We start from the raw sequence: 19,790 nt of genomic DNA, 5'->3' as shown, positions 1-19,790 counted from the left end.
GAGTTTTAGCCATGATTAATGTGGTCGTTGCCGATGATGAACTTCCAGCGGTTGAAGAAATCTCCTTCCTGCTCGGACAGGATTCGCGTATCGGAAAAATCCACCGTGCCACCTCCGGCGCCGCGGCGCTGAAGGCACTGGAAGAAAACGATGTCGATGCCCTGTTCCTGGACATCCACATGCCGGCGCTGTCCGGATTGGATATCGCCCGAGTCATCTCCCGCTTCACCCACCCGCCGCTGATCGTGTTTGTCACCGCCGACGAGGACCAGGCACTCCAGGCTTTCGAGCTGGCGGCAATCGACTACGTGCTCAAACCCATCCGCCCGCAGCGCCTGGCCGAATCGGTGCGCCGCATCTGCGAACTGGTCGATGACCAACCGGCCAAACCCGAAATGATCACCGTTGACCAAGGCGGCATCACCAAGCTCATTGCCCGCGAAGATATCGGCTATGTCCAAGCCCAAGGCGATTACGCTCGGCTGCACACCCGCGATGCCAGCTACCTGATTCGCGTGCCGCTCAATGACCTCGAACAGCAGTGGGCCGGATCCGGCTATGTGCGGATCCACCGCTCCTATCTGGTCTGCATGGACAAGATCGAGACGGTGCGGCTGCAAACGGGCAAGGCGGCGGTAGTGGTCCACGGCGCCGAGCTGCCGATCTCCCGGCGCGCCCTGCCCGACCTGCGTGAACGATTGGCCGCGAACCGGATCCGCCCATTGTGAGCCCGGAGCAAGACCGATTTGCCGAACAGCGCCCGCAACGCGTGCGCGTGCAGGCACCGCAGAACGCAAGCCTGAATATCGCCGCCGCCCGCCCCGAGCAGAGCGCCGAGACCTTCTACGTGCGCCAGCTGATCCGTTCCCAGCTTCGCTTGGCGGTGGCGGTCGCTGCGGGGCTGCTCATCATGCTGGTGGGCATCTCGGCGATCTTGGCCTTCTGGCCGGTGGTCGCCCAGGTGACGCTCTTCCACATTCCCCTGCCCTGGTGGATCTTGGGCGTGGGAATCTACCCGATGATCATCGTTGCCGGGCTGTTGTTCAATCGGGCCGCGGCGCGCAACGAGCGACGCTACCGGAGCATCTCTCGATGACCGGCGTGCTTTCCATCCTGGCGCTGCTGATGGTTTGCGTGGCCACCATGCTCATCGCGTTCTACGGGCTGCGGCTCTCCCGCACGACCAGCGATTTCTACGTGGCCTCGCGCACCGTAAAACCCTGGTGGAATGCCTCGGCCATCGGCGGAGAATACCTTTCGGCGGCCTCCTTCCTCGGTGTGGCCGGGTTGATTGTGCTCAGCGGCCAGTCCGGGCTCTGGTTCCCCATCGGCTACACCGCCGGGTACCTGATGCTGCTGCTCTTTGTGGCCGCTCCGCTGCGCCGTTCCCAGGCCTACACCATCCCGGACTTCGCCCAGATCCGCTTCGAAGACTCCGTGCTCCTGCGCAAGATCACCACCTATCTGGTGGTGATCATCTGCTGGCTGTATATCGTCCCGCAGATGCATGGCGCGTCGCTGACCCTATCCATCGCCACCGGGCTGCCCGGCTGGGTCGGACCGGTCATCGTCGCCGCGGTGGTGTGCCTGACAGTGGTCTCCGGCGGGATGCGTTCGGTCACCTTCGTGCAGGCCTTCCAATACTGGTTCAAGCTTGCGGCCCTGGTGATCCCGACCTTATTCGTGCTCTTCCAGGTCATGCCGGAATACTCGGTGCCCGAGCGGGCGGCAGCGGTCGCCGGGCAGTTGCAGTCCATCGGCGGGATGAGCCTCTATGAGACGATTTCGATCATCCTGGCCTTGCTCTTTGGCACCTTGGGCCTGCCCCACGTGCTGGTGCGTTTTTACACGAACCCCTCGGGGCAAGCCGCACGCACCACGACGGCCATTGTGCTCTGCCTGCTCTCGGTGTTCTACCTGCTCCCCACCACCCTGGGGGTGCTGGGGATTCTCTATACCCAGGATCTGGGTGCCAATAACGCCGACGCGACGATCCTGCTGCTGCCGCAACGCATCTTCGATGGGTTCCTCGCCGATCTGCTCACCGCGATCGTGGTGGGAGGAGCCTTCGCGGCGTTCCTGTCCACCACCTCCGGGCTGGCCGTCTCCTTGGCCGGAGCGCTGTCGCAAGAGTTCTTCCAGGGCACCGTGCGCGGATTCCGGATCTCTACGGTGCTCGCCACCGCGCTGCCGGTGCTGATTGCCTTGCTCACGAATTCCTTGGCGTTGGCTGGCGCGATCGGCAATGTCTTCGCATTTACCGCCTCGACCATTTGCCCCCTGCTCCTGCTGGGCATCTGGTGGCGTTCGCTCACCGCCCGCGGGGCCATTGCTGGCATGTCCGTCGGCGCGGCCTGCTGCGGCTTGGCGTTGCTCGGATCGAATATGCTGCCGGAAAGCAGCGATTCGCTGTGGGTGCTGATGCTTCGCCAGCCGGCGGCGTGGAGCGTTCCGCTGGCCTTCGTGGTGATGATCCTGGTCTCCAAGTCCACCAGGCGCAGGGTCCCAGCCAATGCAGACCGCGTGATGGAGCTGCTGCATGTGCCCGAGCGCAGCTACAAGCCAGCTGGTGACACGGGCGCTGACCGGCTCCGCTGATTCGACCACGAATCGAAGAGATGCAGCCCAGGACGCTTTAAAGCACTAACCGCGGCTCTGACAGGCCTGCTGGTCTGCCAGAGCCGCGGTTGGCGCGTCTCAAAATTCCTAGTCGATCGAAGCCATCAGCTCGACCACGCGGTCGAGGAAGGCGTCCACCTGGGACTCTTCATAGCCTTCGGTGCCTACCGCTGAGCGGAACTCCACGCGGCGTACCGAGTCGACGGCCATCGGCACATCGCGTTCGAAGTAGTCGATCAGTTGATCGCAGAGCCGGTCGACGTCTTCTATGTTGTAGCTTGAGGCGTTGGAGCGTGAAGGTCGGCGGAAACGCTCACCCTTGGCACGGTGCAAACGCCCGCGGAGGATCGCTGCCAGGCGTCCGACCTGCTGCAACCAGACCTCTTCGCCCTGATGGGCAATGAGGTCATCACGCTCGCGCTTGGCGAATACGTCTTCCAGCCGATCCAGTGCGCCGTCCACTTCGCGGGCCTGGTAGCCGCCCTTTTGCGGTGCGAAGGTAGTGCGGCGGATCAGGTGGCTGGTCACCACGGCATCATCGTTTCCGCCGCCGTTAAAGGTGGCACGCGCCCGGCTGAGAAAAGCATCAACCTGCTTTACGTTGTAGCCGAATTCCTTGTCCGGGACCCGGGAGAACGGAGCATCTTGTTGCTGCGACACGACTATTCCTTAGTTCTAGACGAAAAGTCATTAGGCGTACCGCCATGATGCGGCACCCTTCAATCTTATGTGTTGTGAAATCTTTTGCTGCCATGGGCACACCGTCCGGCGCAGATCCGTCACCGGTTCTGCGCCTCACGCGTTTAGAAAACCGCGACGCTCCAGGCCAAGAGGTGCGAGATGAGATAGGCCAACGGGATGGCGAACAACAGCGAATCAAGTCTATCCATAATGCCGCCGTGCCCCGGAAGCAGGTTGCTCATGTCCTTGATGCCCAATTCACGCTTGACCATGGATTCAGCGAAGTCACCGGTGGTCGCTGCGACCGTGGTGAAGCAGGCGAGAATCACTCCGGACCACCAAGGCATATCCAGCCAGTAGTTGGCTGCCAGCGCGCCGATGGCCATGGACCCGACCATGGACCCGGCAAAGCCTTCCCATGATTTCTTGGGCGAAATCTTCGGGGCCATCGGATGCTTTCCGAATAGCACGCCCACGGCGTAGCCAAAGGTGTCGTTGCTGACCACCAACAGCAGAATCGTTGTAATCAGCAGGTTGCCGTTCTCGCCACGCATCACCAAGAGAGCGAAGCTGAGCAGCAAGGGAACCCAGCTGATGATGAAGACGCTGCTCATCACCGAGGCTGCCGCACCTTTGAGCCCCTCGAGGATTCGGAAGAGCAATGCCAAGATCAAGCTACCCAGATAGGCGAAACCCAACGCGTCGAGGCCACCGAGGGTAGCGCTGACCGGAAGCAATATGGCCGCCAAATACAGCGGGAATTGCTGCACCTCGGTTTTCGCATGGGTTGTCGCGCGGGCCACCTCCCAGGAACCTACCCCGGCGAGCACCACGATCAGAACCACCAGCAGGGTTGGCATCCAGAACAGTCCCAGCATCGCCAAGCCGAGCATCAAAAGGCCCACGCCGATGGCCGCCGGAAGGTTTCGCCCCGCCCGGGATTTCTTCGGTGGTCCCCCGATCAGCAATTCTGCGGGGATCTCCGCTTCTTCGGGTTCGGCTTTGCCGGTTTCGGCCAGGTCCTCGCTGTTCGCTTGCGGAGGTTTTGGCTGCGTTGCTTCCGCTGGCTTTCCCGCCGCTGGCTGCCCGTCCGAGGTCTTCGACGCCGGCGCAGGGGCAACTAGTTGCGCCTTTGCCTGCGCTTTAGCTTTCGCCTTGGCCGCATCGACTACCGGTTTGGGAGCTTGCGGAGCTTGGTCAGCGCCGGCAGCTTCGGCTGGTTTCGACGAGCCTTCGGCCTGGGCCGGCTGCGGGGAGGAACCGATGGTAGCTTCGGGGGCTTTGACGCTATCCGGGCGAGCCACCGAAACAGGTTCGGGCTTTGCGGGAGCTTCGGCGTCCGGTTTAGCCGCTCCGGGCTTTGCGGTTTTGCCTGCTGCCGGTTGAGCGGCTGGCTTGGCGGTTTCGGGTGCACGTTGGGGCGCGGTCTGAGCGGCGGCCGACTGCGCGGTCGGTGCAGAAGTTTTTGGGGACGGCGAAGCGGTCTCGGCTGCCGGCTGGGCCGTAGCCGGTTTCGCCTTGTCGGCGGCCTTAGCCCCGGCTGGCTTCGCAGGCTCGGCTTGCGCCCCGGAGAGCGCTCGCTTGAGTTTCGAGGCGCGTGAGTTTCCGCGTTCGGCGGCTTCGCGTTTAGCGCGGGCCTCACGCCGAGTCATGGGCTGGTCTTCGCCGGATGCCACTGAGGGCACCGCCGAAGCGTTGCCCTCAGTGTTGTCTGTCGAGCCTGGCATTAGACGTCCAGCAGCTCAGTTTCTTTTTTCTTCAGGATCTCATCGACCGAATCAACGTGCGCCTTGGTCAGCGAGTCGAGTTCTTTTTCGGCACGGCTGCCTTCGTCCTCGCCAATTTCGCCATCCTTGACGAACTTGTCGATGCTGTCCTTGGCCTTGCGACGGTGGTTACGCAGGGCAACCTTCGCGTCCTCGCCCTTGGTGCGGGCAAGCTTGACGTATTCCTTGCGGCGTTCCTCGGTGAGCACCGGAAGCACCACGCGGATCATCTTGCCGTCGCTCGATGGGTTGGCACCGACCTCTGGGTCGCCCAAGGCCTTTTCGATGGCGCGCATGGCCGAAACATCGAAGGGGCTGATGGTGATGGTGCGTGCTTCTGGAACAGCGAAGGAGGCTAGCTGCATCAGTGGGGTTGGGGAACCGTAGTAGTCCACCATGACCTTGGAATACATGCCAGGGTGGGCGCGACCGGTACGGATCGTCGCGAAGTCCTCCTTGGCGGCTTCAATGGTGCGGTCCATCTTTTCGGCGGCATCCGCCAACGTTTCGTCAATCACCGGTACTCCTCAGTACTTTGCCTGCGCTCTGCTGCCTCAACCGCGATAACACGCAGGTGAAGCAACCGAACAAATAGATCTAAATCAATCCTATGCCACGAACACCCTTATGGGGTGACGGTGGTGCCGATCCGCTCGCCGCGGATGGCGCTTGCCACATTTCCTTCGCCTTCCATGCCGAAGACCAGCATGTTCACGTTGTTGTCCTGGCACATGGTCATCGCGGTCTGGTCCATAACCCGGATATCGCGCTGCAGCGCCTCCGAGTAGGTCAGGGTCTCGAGCTTCTTCGCGCTTGGGTCCTTTTTCGGGTCCGCGGTGTACACGCCGTCAACGCCGCTCTTGGCCATCAAGACTTCGTCCGCGTCCACCTCCAGGGCACGCTGGGCGGCCACGGTGTCGGTGGAGAAGTACGGCAGGCCGGCGCCGGCGCCGAAGATGACCACGCGATCTTTTTCCATGTGGCGGATGGCGCGGCGCGGGATGTAGTTCTCCGCAACCTGCGCCATGGCGATGGCCGACTGCACGCGGGTTTCCACGCCGCACTGTTCCAGGAAATCCTGCAGCGCCAAGCAGTTCATCACGGTGCCGAGCATGCCCATGTAGTCCGCACGGGAGCGGTCCATGCCCGCGGCCGAAAGTTCGGCGCCACGGAAGAAGTTGCCGCCGCCGACGACGATTGCCACCTCGACCTCGCCGACGGTCGCAGCGATCTGTTCGGCGACACCACGCACGGTGATTGGGTCAACGCCGACGTTGCCTCCGCCGAAGACCTCTCCGGAAAGCTTCAATAAGACGCGGCGGCGTTTGGTTTCTGGGCTGGTAGGCATGGGGTCTGTCTCCTGGGGTTGAGAAATCTGTATCCGGATCTCAAACTATCTTGTCATCCGGGCTCAAGAAAAGGGAGGCGAGTCACCGAGTTGCTCGGTGGCTCACCTCCCTTGACTTGTTTAGCCGCTCGCTAGAAGCGGCATTCGCTTACTGTGTGGCTGAACCCTTAGGCACCAACACGGAAACGGGCGAAGGCAACTGGCTTCGTGCCAGCTTCTTCGAAGACCTTGGCTACGGACTTCTTTGCGTCCTTGGCGAAAGCCTGGTCAACCAGCACGATTTCCTTGAAGAAACCGGTCAAGCGGCCTTCAACGATCTTGGTGAGGGCGGCCTCTGGCTTGCCCTCGGCGCGTGCGGTTTCGTCGGCGATGCGACGCTCGTCTGCAACCTTGTCCGCAGGAACTTCATCGCGGGACAGGTAGGTAGGAGCCAATGCGGCGGTGTGCACTGCAACGTCGTGGGCGACGGTTGCGGCGGCTTCGGAATCCGCATCAACGGCCATCAGGACGCCAACCTGTGCAGGCAGGTCCTTGCTGGTCTTGTGCAGGTACGCTGCAACGCTTGCACCCTCGACGCGGGCAACACGGCGGACAACGATCTTCTCGCCGAGGATTGCGCCCTCTTCGATGACGATCTCCGAAAGTGGCTTGCCGTCCAGCTCGTAAGCCTGCAGTGCTTCGGCGTCTGCGGCACCGGAGGCCACAGCGGCATCCAGAACCTTGTTTGCCAGCTCGATGAACTTCTCGTTCTTGGCGACGAAGTCGGTCTCGCAGTTGATCTCGATCATGACACCAACGGTGCCATCGACCTTGGCGGCTACGAGGCCTTCTGCGGTCGAGCGGCCTTCGCGCTTGGTAGCGCCCTTCAGACCCTTGACGCGGATGATCTCGATGGCCTTCTCGGCGTCGCCGTTAGCCTCGTCGAGAGCCTTCTTCACGTCCATCATGCCAGCGCCAGTGCGTTCGCGCAGAGCCTTGATATCAGCAGCGGTGTAGTTTGCCACGTGCATCCCCGTTCACTAGGAGGTTTCAAGTTTATGTCGCTCGTGGGACGGGTCGGATAACCAACCCGTCCCACGAGACTTTATTGAGCATCCTTCCACGCATGGTAGCGCGTGAAAGCAAACTCTAAGAGATAGTCAGATGACTACTTGGCTTCTGGAGCCTCTTCAGCAGCAGCTTCAGCTGGTGCCTCGGTTGCTGCTTCAGCTGGTGCTTCGGTTGCAGCTTCGGCAGGAGCCTCGGCCTTTGCCTTCTCGCCTTCGAGCAGCTCGCGCTCCCACTCGGCCATTGGCTCTGCAGCGCCCTCGGTCTTGCCGGCAGCCTTGTTGTTCTTGGCGATGAGGCCTTCAGCAACAGCGTCTGCGACAACGCGGGTGAGCAGGTTGACGGAGCGGATGGCGTCGTCGTTACCTGGGATTGGGAACGTAACTTCGTCCGGATCGCAGTTGGTGTCCAAGATGGCCACAACTGGGATACCCAGCTTCTGAGCTTCGTCGATAGCCAAGTGTTCCTTCTTGGTGTCAACGATCCAGATAGCGGAAGGGGTACGGGTCAGGTTACGGATACCACCGAGGTTGTTCTGCAGCTTGGTCAGCTCGCGCTTGAGCAGCAGAAGTTCCTTCTTGGTGTGGCCCGAACCGGCAACGTCCTCGAAGTTGATCTCTTCCAGTTCCTTCATGCGCTGAACGCGCTTGGAGACGGTCTGGAAGTTGGTCAGCATACCGCCGAGCCAGCGCTGGTTCACGTATGGCTGGCCAACGCGGTTAGCCTGCTCGGCGATGGATTCCTGAGCCTGCTTCTTGGTACCGACGAACAGAACGGTGCCACCGTGGGCGACGGTCTGCTTGACGAACTCGTAGGCACGGTCAATGAACGACAGCGACTGCTGCAGGTCAATGATGTAGATGCCGTTGCGCTCGGTCAGAATGAAGCGCTTCATCTTTGGGTTCCAGCGACGGGTCTGGTGGCCGAAGTGGACGCCGCTGTTAAGCAGCTCTCGCATGGTTACGACTGGCATGTCGCAACTCCTCTCAGCAGTGGCGGACCGGACGCATGCGCGTCCGCGGTAACTGCTCTTAGTTGTTTGGGTTGTACGCAGATCCCCGTTTTGGTTATCTGCCCTAGTGCGCGGCCCGGACTGCTTGACAGTCCGCGCAAGTCCACCGATTCTCTCGGACCACTGGAACTTGCGCCCACTTCCTGTAAAGGTCGTGGAACCTCGCACGCGAAGTCAATCTCTTGACTGGTGCACCAATTTTGGACACACCTATGACAAGAAACTGCAGTTCCAAGTGTACTACACCGACCCCGTCCGGCTGACAGAGATCCTTGGTGATCTAGCGCCTATAAACTCATCCCGGAAGTTACCCACAAACGGCCATCGATCCGAGGTCTAGCCAGATTCGGCCGCGCATGCTGAATAGATGAATTCGAAACACCTCCTGCTGCTGACCCAAGCACTGCTAGTGCTGTCATTGATTCCTCCGGGAGCCCACGCACAGCCAGTGGATTCCCTCGCGCAACCAACCGCTGCGGCCGTGTGGCGTTGGCCGTTGACCGGTGAGCCGAAGGTCCTGAATGCCTTTGATAAGCCGGCCGAAAAATGGTCGGCCGGTCATCGTGGCGTGGATCTTGCCGCAGCAGAAGGCGCCCAAGTGATTGCCCCGAATCGTGGACGCATCACCTTCACCGGGGTGGTCGTGGACCGTCCCGTGCTGGTTATTGACCACGGCTACGGCTTTAAGACGAGCCTGGAACCGGTAACCAGTGAGCTGCAGGTGGGCAGCTGGGTTGAGCCCGGCGCCAAACTCGGGTTCGTGGCGGTGGGGGCGCACTGCACCGGCCGATGCATTCACTGGGGCGTGCGACTGGACGGAGAATATATTGATCCAGCGCTCTTGATCGAGGACTTGCGCCCGTCAATCCTATTGCCGCTGAACGACTGAACTTGCGGATTCGCTCGGCTCATGGCCGACATAGCAAAAAGGAAAGCCACCGAGTGACTTGTTTCCACAAGTCGCTCGGTGGCTTTTACCGTAGGGCGTGCCGGACTTGAACCGGCGACCAAGGAATTATGAGTTCCCTGCTCTAACCAACTGAGCTAACGCCCCACTATGAGAATTACCGCCACAGCGGTAACCACACTCGAAATATTCTAGGGCATGACCAGCCAAAATCTCGATTCGAGGTCGCGGTGGTGTCCTCACGCTCTAATGCTGGTTGACGCTTTGACCGCGGTATAGCGCTTCGAAGGAATTCATGGTCTTCTCCTGCGCATGATTCATGACCTTGCGATGGCCAGCTTCGCCCAGTCGTTCGCGGGCCTGCTGGTCCATGCTCAGCACCGTATCAAGCTTCTGCGCCAGGTCTTCGCGGTTCCCGGGTTCAAACATGTAGCCGTTCACCCCCACATCGACAAGATGCGGCAGTGCCATCGCATTGGCGAGCACCACAGGCTTCGATGCGGAGAGCGCCTCCAACGTCACCAGAGACTGCAATTCGGCGGTGCCCGGCTGACAGAATACGTCGCAGCGCAGGTACGCAAGGCGAAGCTCCTCGGTAGTGACGTGGCCTAGGAACCGAACTCGATCGCTCAATCCCTGCTCGTGGGCAATACGCTCCAGGGGTGCGCGCTGTTCACCGCCTCCGACTACTTCGAGGACTGCGTCGGGAACCTGCTTCATGATGGCCAACGCCTCGATCAGTTCATTGACGTTCTTCTCAACAGCTAAACGGCCAACAAAAAGAATCGTCGGCGCTTCGTTGCGAACTATCTCTTCGCCCTCAGCCAACTCATAATTTCCGGCTTCAATGCCATTGGACAGCGGCAAAACCTTGGTCAGTCGTGCATAGTCTTTCATGGCTTTGGCCGCCAGAGGGGTGGGCGTGGTAACCGCGTCGGCCTTGCCGAAGATCTTTCCCATATCGCGCCAGGAGTTACGCGCGACAATTTTCTTGAACCACTTCGGGAATGGCAAGAACGGGTCGAGGTTCTCGGGCATGAAGTGATTTGTTGCGACCGAGCGCACACCGTGCTTCCGTGCGTAGGCAATCGTCTGCTGGCCGATCATATAGTGGCTCTGCGCGTGCACCACATCCGGCTTGATATCAGCCAGGAGCTTATTGATCTGTGAGTTAACTTCCCAAGGAAAAACGATCCGGAAGTACTCGTGGGTTGGTACGGCGTGGGATTGCAGGCGATGCACAATCGCCTCCGGACGAACTTCGGTGAAGGTCTTGCCGTTCTCCCCGCGTACCGCCAAGACGTGCACGCGATGCCCACGCTCTTTCATGGCGGTGGCCAAGCGATAACAGAACATGGCCGCGCCATTGATATCCGGCAGGTAGGTATCGGCGGCGATGACGATCGTCAGCGGTTTTTCCTCGGCCACGTATTGTCCTTGTTCGATCAACATATTGTCTTGTGAGAAGTACTTAGCTATTTCTATGTGTCATGGCTAGACAGGGTTTTTAAATGCCGCGCCTTGGCTTTGCGATCCAGAACCACCGGATGATGACGAGACAGCGCCACCACGCCAACGATCGCAAGCACCCCGGCCAGCGCCATGGCCACAGCCAGCATGGCAGGCACATCCGGACGAAGCTCACCCAGGATCGTAATGCCTATGGCGATGCCGACAATCGGGTCAATTACCGTCAGTCCTGCGATAACCAAGTCCGGCGGTCCCTTTGAATAGGCGTTTTGCACAAAATATGAACCAAGCAGCCCCGCCACCACCACAGCTGCTAGAGCAAGCCATGGCACCGATGACCAGAATTGGCTGCCCAAGTGCAGCACATCGATTGCGACGGTACGTACCAGCACCGCTACGAAGCCAAAGAGCACACCGGCCCCTACGATGTAGAAGATAGCCCCGAGTTTCCGGTGGAAAAACAGTGCAGTGATTCCGATCATTGCGATAACACACGCCAGAATCACCTCGATCAGCAACTCCTCGGAGTTGCTGACCTGATGCTGATCACCGGTAACGTTGATTGCCATCAGTACGAACGTGGCCGAGCCAACCATACAAGCGGCGATCGCGAGTACCGTCGGAAGATTCATCGTGAGCTTGTGTTCGCGCGCATTGACCACCGTGGTCACCACCAGCGCGATGGCGCCAATTGGCTGTACGACGGTCAGCGGGGCGCTGGCCAATGCGAAGACATTGAGCACCATGCCAAGCCCGAGCAGCAGCAAACCACTCATCCACCGGCCATTGCCCATCAGCTTGCCAATATTGCCGAGGGTGACATCCAAACCACCGGCGGCAGACTTTACGGCGCTCGATTGGAAGTGCGCGCCGAAGGCAAGGCAAAAGGCACCGCATAGTGCCGCTGCAATAGCGATCCAAACCATGTCAGTGCCTTTCCCACTAGTTCCTTGTATTCCGAGAGGCCATGCTGCGCGGTTGCGTGATATCGCCGCGCCACCTCATCGGTTCAAGAACCTAGGAGCGCTTGACCAGCTTACGAATGATCGCAACGAGAGCCCCGGCCGACGCTGCAATGATCGCAAAAGGCTTAGCCTTCTCCACCCGTTCTTGTCCTGCACGATCAGCTTCGCTGTTCTCACCATTGTTCACCGACGGGGTGACGAAACTACGTGCCTTGGCAGCAGCGTTAGTCACCGAGTCTCCGGCGTTTTCGGCAAACTGGCGTGCTTTGTCGATTTTGGCTTTGGGTCCTAGAACGCTCTGACCCAAGTTGTCGCGCAACGCCTGTATCTGGCGGCGGCGACGCTTTGTGCGAAGTACCAATTCATCCGCGCTAGGAGCCGGAGGTTTAGGTTCCTTCTTCTTGTCCTTTGCGGACTCTTCGGATTCGTCCTTCTTGCGCATTGGCTCATCCAAGGTGCTGACGTCGAAGTTGCTGCCGTCCTTGATCACACCGATATCGTGGCGCAGGCCGCGAATCGCTGCTTCTGGAGTCAGCGGCAAGGCTTTCTTAACCTTGAGATAAATAACAAGGGCAAGAATTGCTGCCACCAGCAGGAAGAAACCTGCGACGATCAGTGCAGCTGCCCAGCCCTGGAACCAGATAGCCAACACGTTCACCAAGGTGACAACCACTGCAACTACAAACAGCGAAACTACTACAAGTGCGCCCGCCGCAAGTCCGGCGGCCACACCCAAACTGATGCCCTTGCTCTTGAGCAAGGTGGTTCCTAGCTTGATCTCGTCCGAGAGCTGCTGCGGGACAAGCTCCTTGAGTCCATCGACTTGCGCCTTGGCACTCTTGACGCTCGACTTCAGGCTTTCATCTGCTTGCATCGAATCAGCTTCAGACATGGTTTCTCCATATTCTCGATCGCTCGGCAACCGGTGTTTCCACGCTAGCACTCCGGTTACCGCCTACGTATCAGTCTTCAGGCGTAAACCCCACAGCTAAATCTCATGCCACGGGTGTAACTGTTAACGATTTGAAAGTCTATCGTCTATCCACTTGAGCTTATAGGAAGCGACCGCATCAATATGCATGCCCCGTAGTTCACATCCTGTTCATCAGTTACCTGCCGACTAATCGTGTCCGAGGCCCGTCAATACCTCACCGACCAGAAATCCGATTCGCTCTCAAGGATCAGTTTTATATAGTCCATGCTGACTACCCGAACCTCTAGCCGTCCGCCGCGTCTCAAAACGCACCGGAGCGAACACGCGATTACCTAATAAATATCCTAGCCAGAGCCCAACTCGCGACGCTATCAGGGTTTCCCCTGAAGATCGCGCAGATATCCCGAAGTCCAATGGGTGAAGCTTTAATGAATAAGGCCCCAACCGCGTCATGCGGTTGGGGCCTTAAGAAAGCTCCTCCAACTGGACTTGAACCAGTAACCCTTCGATTAACAGTCGAATGCTCTGCCAATTGAGCTATGGAGGAATACAACGAGTAATACCTTAGCATCGGCCAAATGACGTTTTCAAATCGACTACACGCTGCGTCCAGAACAACGTGCCCAGTTAATTTTAATAGCCCAAAAAAGAGGATCGTAGTGACTGCCGGCCGACCAATCTCAACATGGAGCCTTGACACTGTCGAACCAATAATTCGAATCTGCTATGTCAGCGTACTGACTGGAGCAGATCGAATTCCCGACGACGTGCCATGACCTCGTCTGGGTCCCACCCGAGACCGGGGACCGAAGAAATCAGCAGCTTGGTGTAGTCGTGCTGCGGATTCTGCAACACGTCTGACACTATCCCCTGCTCGATGGGATCCCCTCGATACATGACCATCACCTTGTCACTGACCTCCTGGATGACTGCTAGATCATGGCTAACAAAGAGCAACGCGATGCCGCGCTCCGCGCGGATCTCGTTGAGCACCTGAAGAATCTGTGCCTGCACCGACACGTCCAGTGCCGACACGGCCTCGTCGAGGACCAACAGCTTCGGGCTGCTGGCCAACGCGCGGGCAATGGCCAGACGTTGGCGTTGGCCGCCACTGAGTTGATGCGGGAAGGAAGACAGAAGTCGCGGTTCAAGACGCACAGAGTTCATGAGCTCTGTGATTGCCCGCTGCAGCTCGTCGCCGCGCAGGGGCGATTGCAACTTCAGCGCCTGGCCCAAACACTGGCTCACCGACAGCCTGCGGTCCAGGGATCCATACGGATCTTGGAACACCATCTGAATTTCTGCGGCCCGTTCCTTTCGCCCCGCGGCACCCCGCCGATTGAGTGCGCGGTCGCGGCCAGCAATTTCAACGCTACCGGAATCCGGAGTCTCCAAGCCCACGAGCATACGTGCCACCGTGGTCTTGCCGGACCCGGATTCACCCACCAGTCCCAGGGATTCCCCCGGCGCCAAGTCGAAAGAGACCTTGTTCGCAGCCACCACGGCGGGGCGCCCCTTGCCCATGTCGAAGCTCTTACAAAGCTCCCGAACGACGATACTCACAGTCTTTGTCCCTTCAAGCTCGGAACTGCCGACAACAATTCCCTGGTGTATTCCTCACGCGCGGCGGCAAATAGGTTATTGCCTTCCAGCTCCTCGACGATGCGACCCTTGAACATGACATAGACCCGGTCACAATAGGCGGCGGCCAGGTGCAGGTCGTGGGTAATGAAGAGCATGCCCAAACCTCGTGAGCGTTGGGCCTCGCGCAGCACCGATAGCACCTCAGCCTGAGTGGTGACGTCCAAGGCACTGGTAGCCTCGTCGGCCAGGATCAACTGAGGTTCGCTGCTGAGCGCCGCAGCTATCACCACACGCTGGAGCATGCCGCCGGAGAACTCATGCGGGTATTGGCGCATGCGTTTCTCCGGCTGGGTCAGCCCCACGGCGCGCAGCAGCTCCGTGCCCTTGGCGCGTGCGGCGAACTTGTCCACGCCCAGCACGTGGACCAGGCGTTCGGTCAGCGAGTCACCGATGCGCCGCACCGGGTTCAAGCTGCCCCGCGGATCCTGGTGAATCATGGCCACCTCCCGGGAACGCACCGAGTGGAGTGCATCCTCCCCGCAGGTAAGCACGTTCTCGCCATTGACGTTGACGGTGCCGGTACATGAGGCCGACTGGGGGTACAGCCGAAGGGCCGCCCTGACGGTGGTCGACTTGCCGGAGCCGGACTCCCCTACCAGGCCAACCACCTCGCCGCGTTCCACGTGCAGATCCACCCCGTGCAGCACGCGAGTGCTGCCTCCGGGCGTGGCGAAATCCAGTTGCAGGTTCTTGATCTCCAGGAGCATTGTCTTCCTTATGGCTTCTTGACGTTGAGCTGGTCCGAGAGTCGGACGCCGACGATGTTCACCGCGACGACGACGGCGGCAATGACCAAGCCCGGGGCGAGCGTTGGCCAGAGATGGCCCTGGATAATCCCGGCCTGGCCCTCCTGGACCATGAGCCCCCATTCGGAGCTTGGCGGTTGGGCACCGAAGCCGAGGAAGCTCAGCGTGGCGAGGCTCATTAGGCCCTCTCCGAAGAGCACCACCAGGTAGCCCAGTAAGGCCGGGGACATGTTGGGGATCAGGTAGCGCAGGCAGATCATCGGCGCGCTCACGCCTTGGATCCTGTAGGCGTCGATGTAGGGGCGGGAAAGTTCGGCCAGCGCAATACTGCGAGTGAACTTCGCGATCACCGGCGCGTAGGCAAGCGCCAGGGCCAGGATCGCGGTGGCCGGCCCCTTGCCAAAGACGGCGATGACCAGCACCACGAAGAGCAGCCCGGGGAAGGCAAACATCACGTCGGTGATGCGGGCCAGCAGCGTATCGACCCATCCGCCGTGCCAGGCCGCGAGCGTGCCGATCAACACCCCGAGCACCGTGGCCAGGGCGAGCAGCAGCAGCGGTCCGATCAGGCTTTCGCGCGCCCCGAAGAGCACTCGGGAGAAGATGTCCCGGCCCAATTGGTCGGTGCCGAACAGGTGCCCGGCCCCGGGCGAGGTCCAAATGGCCGAGAAGTCGATCTCGTCCGGGGCATACGGTGCGATCCAGGGCGCGAGGACCGCTCCCAGGATCACCAGGACCAGAAATCCCAGGCAGGTGTTGAAGGCCGCACCATACCCCATGGTGCGTTTCCGCGGCGCATTGATCAGGGTCGTTGAGGTGCTCATGGTTTCCCCGTTCTGGCACGGATCCGTGGATCCAATAGTGGGTGGACGATGTCCACCAGCGTGGTCACCAGCATGTAGGCGACGATCATGTAGAGCAGCACCGCCTGCACGACGGCAAAGTCATGGGTGTTTATGGCGTCGACCAGCAGCGCGCCGACGCCGCTGATCCCGAAGACCCCCTCGATCACCACGGTGCCGGCGAGCATGCTCGCCACCACCAGGGCGACCATGGTGATCACCGGACCCCAGGCGTTGCGCAGTACATGCCGCACCACCAGCTTGCGTTCCGCCAGCCCGAAGCTGCGGGCCGCCTCGACGTGGTCTGCGTCCAACTGTTCGATCATCGACTGCCGGGTCACCCGGCTGACGATGGCCAGCGCCCCGATGGACAGGGAGACCGCGGGAAGGAACAAGTGGTGCAGCCGTCCGGCGATTCCGTCCCCGGCCCCGGTGACCGGGAACCAGCCCAAGGTGACGGACAACAAGTAGACCAGCAGCAAGCCGGTCACGAAGGAGGGGATCGATGCTGCAAGCGTCGTCGAGCCGGTGATCGCCGAGTCGACCCGCGAGCCACGGCGGATCGCCGAAACGATGCCAAGCCCGATGCCCAGGATGATGAACAGCACCGAGGCATAGCCAACCAGCCACAGCGTGTTGGGCAACCGGGTGGCCATCAAGTCCGACACCGGCTGCAGGTAGTGGAACGAGGTCCCGAAGTCGCCGGTGAACGCGTGGGTGAGCCACAGCCAGTACTGGACAAGCACCGGCTGGTCGAGGTTGTACTGGGCGCGCACGGCCGCGATTCGTTCCGGGGTGATGCCCTCGGGGTTGCCGATCAGGAAGGTGACCGGATCCCCCGGGGCCGCGTGCATGGCCATGAAGATGATGAACGACCCGGCCAGCAGGGTCACCAGCATACCTGCCAGCCGGCCAATAATGCGTTTCATGTGAGGCTACTTTCCCGCCGCCGCGCCAAGGTCGGCGGCCCACGGGTAGTAGATGAAGGCGGCCGACGAGGGGGCGCCGGTGACTTCGGCATTCAGCGCCACCGTCGCGGGGGTCTGAACCACCGGAACCCAGACCATGGCTTCGGTCCAGCGCGCTTCCAGCTCGATGGAGAGCTTGGCGCGCGCCGCGTCGTCGGTGGTTGCCTTGGCCTTGGCCACCAGTGCGTCGTAGGCCGGATCGGAGAATCCGACATAGTTCACCCGGGCGGTGCTCTCGCCGTTCTTGTAGAAGCCCACCGGGTCGTTCTTGGAGATGTAGTACTCATCGGAGAAGAAGTCGGCACTGGTGCGCAGGGTCTCGTCCGAATAGAAGTCGCCGTATTGCTGTGGCGGGACGGTGATGATCTTTGCGCTCAGGCCGATGCTTTGGGCGGCCGCGACCAGGGCGTTGGACACCACGTTGCGAACCGAGCTGCCGTCGCTGGCAATGACCAACTCGCCGTTGGGGAATGCGGAGGATGCAACGAGCTGCTTGGCCGCGGCAATGTCTGCCTCGCTCGGTTTGGCGGGCGCGCCCTCAAGCGCGTCGTAGGCGGTTTCGAACGTCTCGCGTTCATAACCCCAGGAGCCCGGGCCCACGGGGGTCTTCCAGGGTTCGGCCAGTGATCCGAATGCGGCGGTGGCGATGCCTTGCCGGTCGAGCACCAGGGACAGCGCCTTGCGGATGTTCGCATCCTTCAGGATCCCGCGTTCGGTGGCAATCAGCGACCAGACGTTGGTGGCCGGCCCCTGGGACACGGCGACATTGTCCTTGCCCTGCAGCGGAACGGCTGCGGCCGGCGAGTCCAGGTAGGCGCCTTGGGCTTCCCCGCTGATCAACGCGTTCACCACAGCATTTTCGTCTGCCCACCGGAAAGTTAGGGTTTCGGTCTTCGCGGCCTTGGCCGGGTTCCAGTATTCGACGGCCTGGTTCAGAACGACCTCGCTGCCGGACTTCCAGCTGCCAAGCTCATAGGGGCCGCTGCAGGCATCGGAGCCGCTCGGGCCGCCAAAAGCCTCGCCCTGAGCTTCGAGGGCCTTGCGGTTGTAGATGATGCCACCGTTGCCTGCCATCGCCTGGATGAAGATGGCGTCTTCGTCCAGCATGTGGGCAGTGACCTCGTGCGATCCGGTCTTCTCCAGCGATTTCACGTTGGCGTATTCGTCCGATTCCTCGGCGCCCTCGGCCATGTGGCGTTTCATGCTATAAAGCACGTCATCGGCGGTCATCGGGGTTCCATCGTGGAACGTCACGTCCTTGCGGAGCGTGAACACGACCGTGGCTTTGTCCACCCATTCGGCCTTTTGCGCCAGATGGCCGGAAATACTCAGGTCCGGCTGGAGCTGCATGAGACGCTCACAGATATTGGCCAGCACGGTACTGGCGCTGGTGGCACTGTCGGCGTCGGGATCCAGCGTGCTCGGTTCCTTCGAGAGCATCCACACTGCCTTGGCCAGGTCCCCGGTTGCAGGTGTGGTGGTGGGCCCGAAGCTCACTTCGACCTCGGGCACCGCCGTGGGGCCTCCGGCTCCGGAGCAGGCGCTGAGGCCGAGAGCAAGGGCGGCGAGCAGCGCCGGAATGGTGCGGCGTCCGGCGCTACGGCGAAGTGGACTGTTCATGATGCGTTCTCCTTCGTGGTTCCCATTGCGATTGAGTTGCGGCTGCCCGGGCCATCAAGGACGTTCCAGGGAAGAATTTGGTAGTCATTGGTGCAGGGGTTGCCCGGGGCAATGAAGTACTCGCCTGTGGTCAAGTCGATGCAGCTGGAGAGCAGCGTCGACCACTGGCGGACTTCGGGACGGCGCACATCCGGGTGGGTGCACACCGACTCCGGGTAGCCCAGATGATCAGACATGGCTTGATGAATCAGCTGGCGTGCCTGCTGGCTGTCCGTGGCCATGCGTACCTGGCTCAAGCCCGCTTCTGTGCGCGGTACCCGGAAGAGGGAGTCCACCGAGACCGGCTGGTAGCTCTCAGCCAGCTGGGCGGGGATGAATGCCTGGTAGTGGTTTCCGTGCACGAGCAGCCCGTTCGTGGGATACATCCAGCCACTGCGCCCCGGGGTGGTTTCCACGTCAATGGCAAATCCGTCCGCGAAAGTGAGTAACGCGTTGGAGGCGATGTGAGTCTTGGTGCGCACCAGCGTGTTCAGGGCGTCGGCGAATTCGCTCTGATTCAGCACCATACGGCGGATGAAGGTCTGCGGTAGCCCCAAGGCAGTGCCGAATCGGCCACCCAACCCATTGGCGTTCAGCGCAATGCCCGCGCTATTGGCCCCGTGCCGGCCGATCTGCCCGGCCTCCACCTGCATGATCAGCGTTGGCAGCGGGTCCTGAACAACGCGCAGGATCAGCACCGTGTCCCGAGTGCCATGGCGCCAATCCCAGTTTTGTCCAGCGTAGACGTGCCCGTCTCCGCTGGCAGAATCCAGCAGCGCAAAGCTCGTGCAACCCTCAACTTCATCTTCGTCCGGGGCGGGCAGAGCCGCCGCGTCGTAGATGACCTCCCCTCGCAGGTTCAACAACAGGATGTCAAGCATCTGGACCCCGGCGCCCTCGGCAATCCCGGCGATCTCCTCCATGATCTCCGGAGCCTTCTCGGCGCACAGTGGCACCCAAGCCGCCGCCCGTTCACGCATCCCCTCCCAACTGCGTCCGAGTTGTTGGTCAAAGGCCTCCGTGTAGAAGGAAATGGCCTTCGTGATTAGGTCGGCAGCTCCTTGTCCGTATTGCCTACCCCGTTCTCGCGGGGTTCCCGAAATCTCTAGGGTGCGAAGTTTCAACTGTTCCATTGAAGGTGTTCCTTATTGGCGCGAATGCCCGTTGCCGTTGGTGCCGCTC

Annotated in this window: 19 protein-coding genes and 2 tRNA genes; 4 read left to right on the top strand and 17 right to left on the bottom strand. The window is 60.8% G+C overall.

The genetic code is table 11. From position 1 onward, the window contains the following. The first annotated feature begins 11 nt into the window (after window positions 1-11). From CQ019_RS13590 to CQ019_RS13580, 3 genes are read left to right on the top strand one after another with little or no spacing between them, the layout of a single operon-like run. On the top strand, window positions 12-728 hold the full coding sequence (locus CQ019_RS13590) for a LytTR family DNA-binding domain-containing protein (RefSeq protein ID WP_105569930.1): 717 nt from the start codon (window positions 12-14) through the stop codon (window positions 726-728). Beyond that, entirely contained in the window at window positions 725-1,096 is a 372-nt protein-coding gene (locus CQ019_RS13585; RefSeq protein ID WP_255248474.1) for a hypothetical protein, read from the top strand. The genes CQ019_RS13590 and CQ019_RS13585 overlap by 4 nt, the downstream gene beginning before the upstream one ends. Next, complete coding sequence (locus CQ019_RS13580; RefSeq protein ID WP_096287354.1) at window positions 1,093-2,598, top strand: cation acetate symporter; 1,506 nt, start codon at window positions 1,093-1,095, stop codon at window positions 2,596-2,598. The genes CQ019_RS13585 and CQ019_RS13580 overlap by 4 nt, the downstream gene beginning before the upstream one ends. A 108-nt stretch (window positions 2,599-2,706) precedes the next feature. Here CQ019_RS13580 and CQ019_RS13575 read toward each other — a convergent pair whose 3' ends face one another. From CQ019_RS13575 to rpsB, 6 genes are all read right to left on the bottom strand, one after another. Next, window positions 2,707-3,279 (bottom strand): DivIVA domain-containing protein, encoded by a 573-nt coding sequence (locus CQ019_RS13575; RefSeq protein ID WP_374954794.1) that lies wholly within the window; start codon window positions 3,277-3,279, stop codon window positions 2,707-2,709. A gap of 143 nt (window positions 3,280-3,422) precedes the next feature. Then, window positions 3,423-5,027, bottom strand: a complete 1,605-nt coding sequence (locus tag CQ019_RS18785; protein WP_258133963.1) for a phosphatidate cytidylyltransferase — start codon at window positions 5,025-5,027, stop codon at window positions 3,423-3,425. Beyond that, window positions 5,027-5,584, bottom strand: coding sequence for a ribosome recycling factor (gene frr / locus CQ019_RS13565; RefSeq protein ID WP_096287358.1), 558 nt, complete (start codon window positions 5,582-5,584; stop codon window positions 5,027-5,029). Before frr ends, CQ019_RS18785 begins: the two co-directional genes overlap by 1 nt. Before the next feature lie 107 nt (window positions 5,585-5,691). After that, window positions 5,692-6,414, bottom strand: coding sequence for a UMP kinase (pyrH, locus tag CQ019_RS13560; RefSeq protein ID WP_096287360.1), 723 nt, complete (start codon window positions 6,412-6,414; stop codon window positions 5,692-5,694). A gap of 167 nt (window positions 6,415-6,581) precedes the next feature. After that, window positions 6,582-7,418, bottom strand: coding sequence for a translation elongation factor Ts (gene tsf / locus CQ019_RS13555; protein WP_105553925.1), 837 nt, complete (start codon window positions 7,416-7,418; stop codon window positions 6,582-6,584). Between the two features lie 143 nt (window positions 7,419-7,561). After that, entirely contained in the window at window positions 7,562-8,434 is an 873-nt protein-coding gene (rpsB, locus tag CQ019_RS13550) for a 30S ribosomal protein S2 (protein ID WP_105553724.1), read from the bottom strand. A 406-nt stretch (window positions 8,435-8,840) separates the two neighbouring features. Here rpsB and CQ019_RS13545 point away from each other — a divergent pair, with 406 nt between their 5' ends. Next, window positions 8,841-9,362: a M23 family metallopeptidase gene (locus tag CQ019_RS13545; protein WP_105569929.1), complete on the top strand. Its 522-nt coding sequence runs from the start codon at window positions 8,841-8,843 to the stop codon at window positions 9,360-9,362. Between the two features lie 91 nt (window positions 9,363-9,453). Here the strand turns inward: CQ019_RS13545 and CQ019_RS13540 are convergent. The 11 genes from CQ019_RS13540 to CQ019_RS13490 form a co-directional block, all read right to left on the bottom strand. After that, window positions 9,454-9,527, bottom strand: a tRNA-Ile gene (locus CQ019_RS13540). A 99-nt stretch (window positions 9,528-9,626) separates the two neighbouring features. Further along, window positions 9,627-10,808 (bottom strand): glycosyltransferase, encoded by a 1,182-nt coding sequence (locus CQ019_RS13535; RefSeq protein ID WP_374954793.1) that lies wholly within the window; start codon window positions 10,806-10,808, stop codon window positions 9,627-9,629. A 53-nt stretch (window positions 10,809-10,861) separates the two neighbouring features. After that, window positions 10,862-11,776, bottom strand: coding sequence for a DMT family transporter (locus CQ019_RS13530; protein WP_105553727.1), 915 nt, complete (start codon window positions 11,774-11,776; stop codon window positions 10,862-10,864). A gap of 91 nt (window positions 11,777-11,867) precedes the next feature. Beyond that, entirely contained in the window at window positions 11,868-12,707 is an 840-nt protein-coding gene (locus CQ019_RS13525) for a phage holin family protein (protein WP_096287370.1), read from the bottom strand. A gap of 516 nt (window positions 12,708-13,223) precedes the next feature. After that, window positions 13,224-13,296, bottom strand: a tRNA-Asn gene (locus CQ019_RS13520). Between the two features lie 182 nt (window positions 13,297-13,478). Further along, window positions 13,479-14,312 carry an ABC transporter ATP-binding protein gene (locus CQ019_RS13515; RefSeq protein ID WP_255248476.1) on the bottom strand — a complete coding sequence of 278 codons (834 nt, stop codon included), beginning with the start codon at window positions 14,310-14,312 and terminating at the stop codon, window positions 13,479-13,481. Further along, window positions 14,309-15,100 (bottom strand): ABC transporter ATP-binding protein, encoded by a 792-nt coding sequence (locus CQ019_RS13510; protein WP_105569927.1) that lies wholly within the window; start codon window positions 15,098-15,100, stop codon window positions 14,309-14,311. Before CQ019_RS13510 ends, CQ019_RS13515 begins: the two co-directional genes overlap by 4 nt. A gap of 8 nt (window positions 15,101-15,108) precedes the next feature. Further along, window positions 15,109-15,963 (bottom strand): ABC transporter permease, encoded by an 855-nt coding sequence (locus CQ019_RS13505; RefSeq protein ID WP_105569926.1) that lies wholly within the window; start codon window positions 15,961-15,963, stop codon window positions 15,109-15,111. Then, window positions 15,960-16,910 carry an ABC transporter permease gene (locus CQ019_RS13500; protein ID WP_105569925.1) on the bottom strand — a complete coding sequence of 317 codons (951 nt, stop codon included), beginning with the start codon at window positions 16,908-16,910 and terminating at the stop codon, window positions 15,960-15,962. Before CQ019_RS13500 ends, CQ019_RS13505 begins: the two co-directional genes overlap by 4 nt. Window positions 16,911-16,916: 6 nt before the next feature. Beyond that, window positions 16,917-18,569, bottom strand: a complete 1,653-nt coding sequence (locus CQ019_RS13495) for an ABC transporter substrate-binding protein (RefSeq protein WP_096287380.1) — start codon at window positions 18,567-18,569, stop codon at window positions 16,917-16,919. Then, entirely contained in the window at window positions 18,566-19,741 is a 1,176-nt protein-coding gene (locus CQ019_RS13490; protein ID WP_105569924.1) for a C45 family peptidase, read from the bottom strand. The genes CQ019_RS13495 and CQ019_RS13490 overlap by 4 nt, the downstream gene beginning before the upstream one ends. Between the last annotated feature and the right edge of the window lie 49 nt (window positions 19,742-19,790).

It is taken from the genome of Arthrobacter sp. MYb229 (assembly GCF_002975405.1).
GTDB lineage: Bacteria > Actinomycetota > Actinomycetes > Actinomycetales > Micrococcaceae > Glutamicibacter.
Note: the sequence above shows the minus strand (reverse complement) of the source record. Positions and strands in the feature narration are given on the sequence as shown.

Coding starts and splice junctions, on each gene's coding strand:
- CQ019_RS13590 (WP_105569930.1), top strand. CDS start 12: ATGATTAATGTGGTCGTTGCCGATGATGAACTTCCAGCGGTTGAAGAA.
- CQ019_RS13580 (WP_096287354.1), top strand. CDS start 1,093: ATGACCGGCGTGCTTTCCATCCTGGCGCTGCTGATGGTTTGCGTGGCC.
- CQ019_RS18785 (WP_258133963.1), bottom strand. CDS start 5,027: ATGCCAGGCTCGACAGACAACACTGAGGGCAACGCTTCGGCGGTGCCC.
- pyrH (WP_096287360.1), bottom strand. CDS start 6,414: ATGCCTACCAGCCCAGAAACCAAACGCCGCCGCGTCTTATTGAAGCTT.
- rpsB (WP_105553724.1), bottom strand. CDS start 8,434: ATGCCAGTCGTAACCATGCGAGAGCTGCTTAACAGCGGCGTCCACTTC.
- CQ019_RS13545 (WP_105569929.1), top strand. CDS start 8,841: ATGAATTCGAAACACCTCCTGCTGCTGACCCAAGCACTGCTAGTGCTG.
- CQ019_RS13530 (WP_105553727.1), bottom strand. CDS start 11,776: ATGGTTTGGATCGCTATTGCAGCGGCACTATGCGGTGCCTTTTGCCTT.
- CQ019_RS13525 (WP_096287370.1), bottom strand. CDS start 12,707: ATGTCTGAAGCTGATTCGATGCAAGCAGATGAAAGCCTGAAGTCGAGC.
- CQ019_RS13510 (WP_105569927.1), bottom strand. CDS start 15,100: ATGCTCCTGGAGATCAAGAACCTGCAACTGGATTTCGCCACGCCCGGA.
- CQ019_RS13505 (WP_105569926.1), bottom strand. CDS start 15,963: ATGAGCACCTCAACGACCCTGATCAATGCGCCGCGGAAACGCACCATG.
- CQ019_RS13500 (WP_105569925.1), bottom strand. CDS start 16,910: ATGAAACGCATTATTGGCCGGCTGGCAGGTATGCTGGTGACCCTGCTG.
- CQ019_RS13495 (WP_096287380.1), bottom strand. CDS start 18,569: ATGAACAGTCCACTTCGCCGTAGCGCCGGACGCCGCACCATTCCGGCG.
- CQ019_RS13490 (WP_105569924.1), bottom strand. CDS start 19,741: ATGGAACAGTTGAAACTTCGCACCCTAGAGATTTCGGGAACCCCGCGA.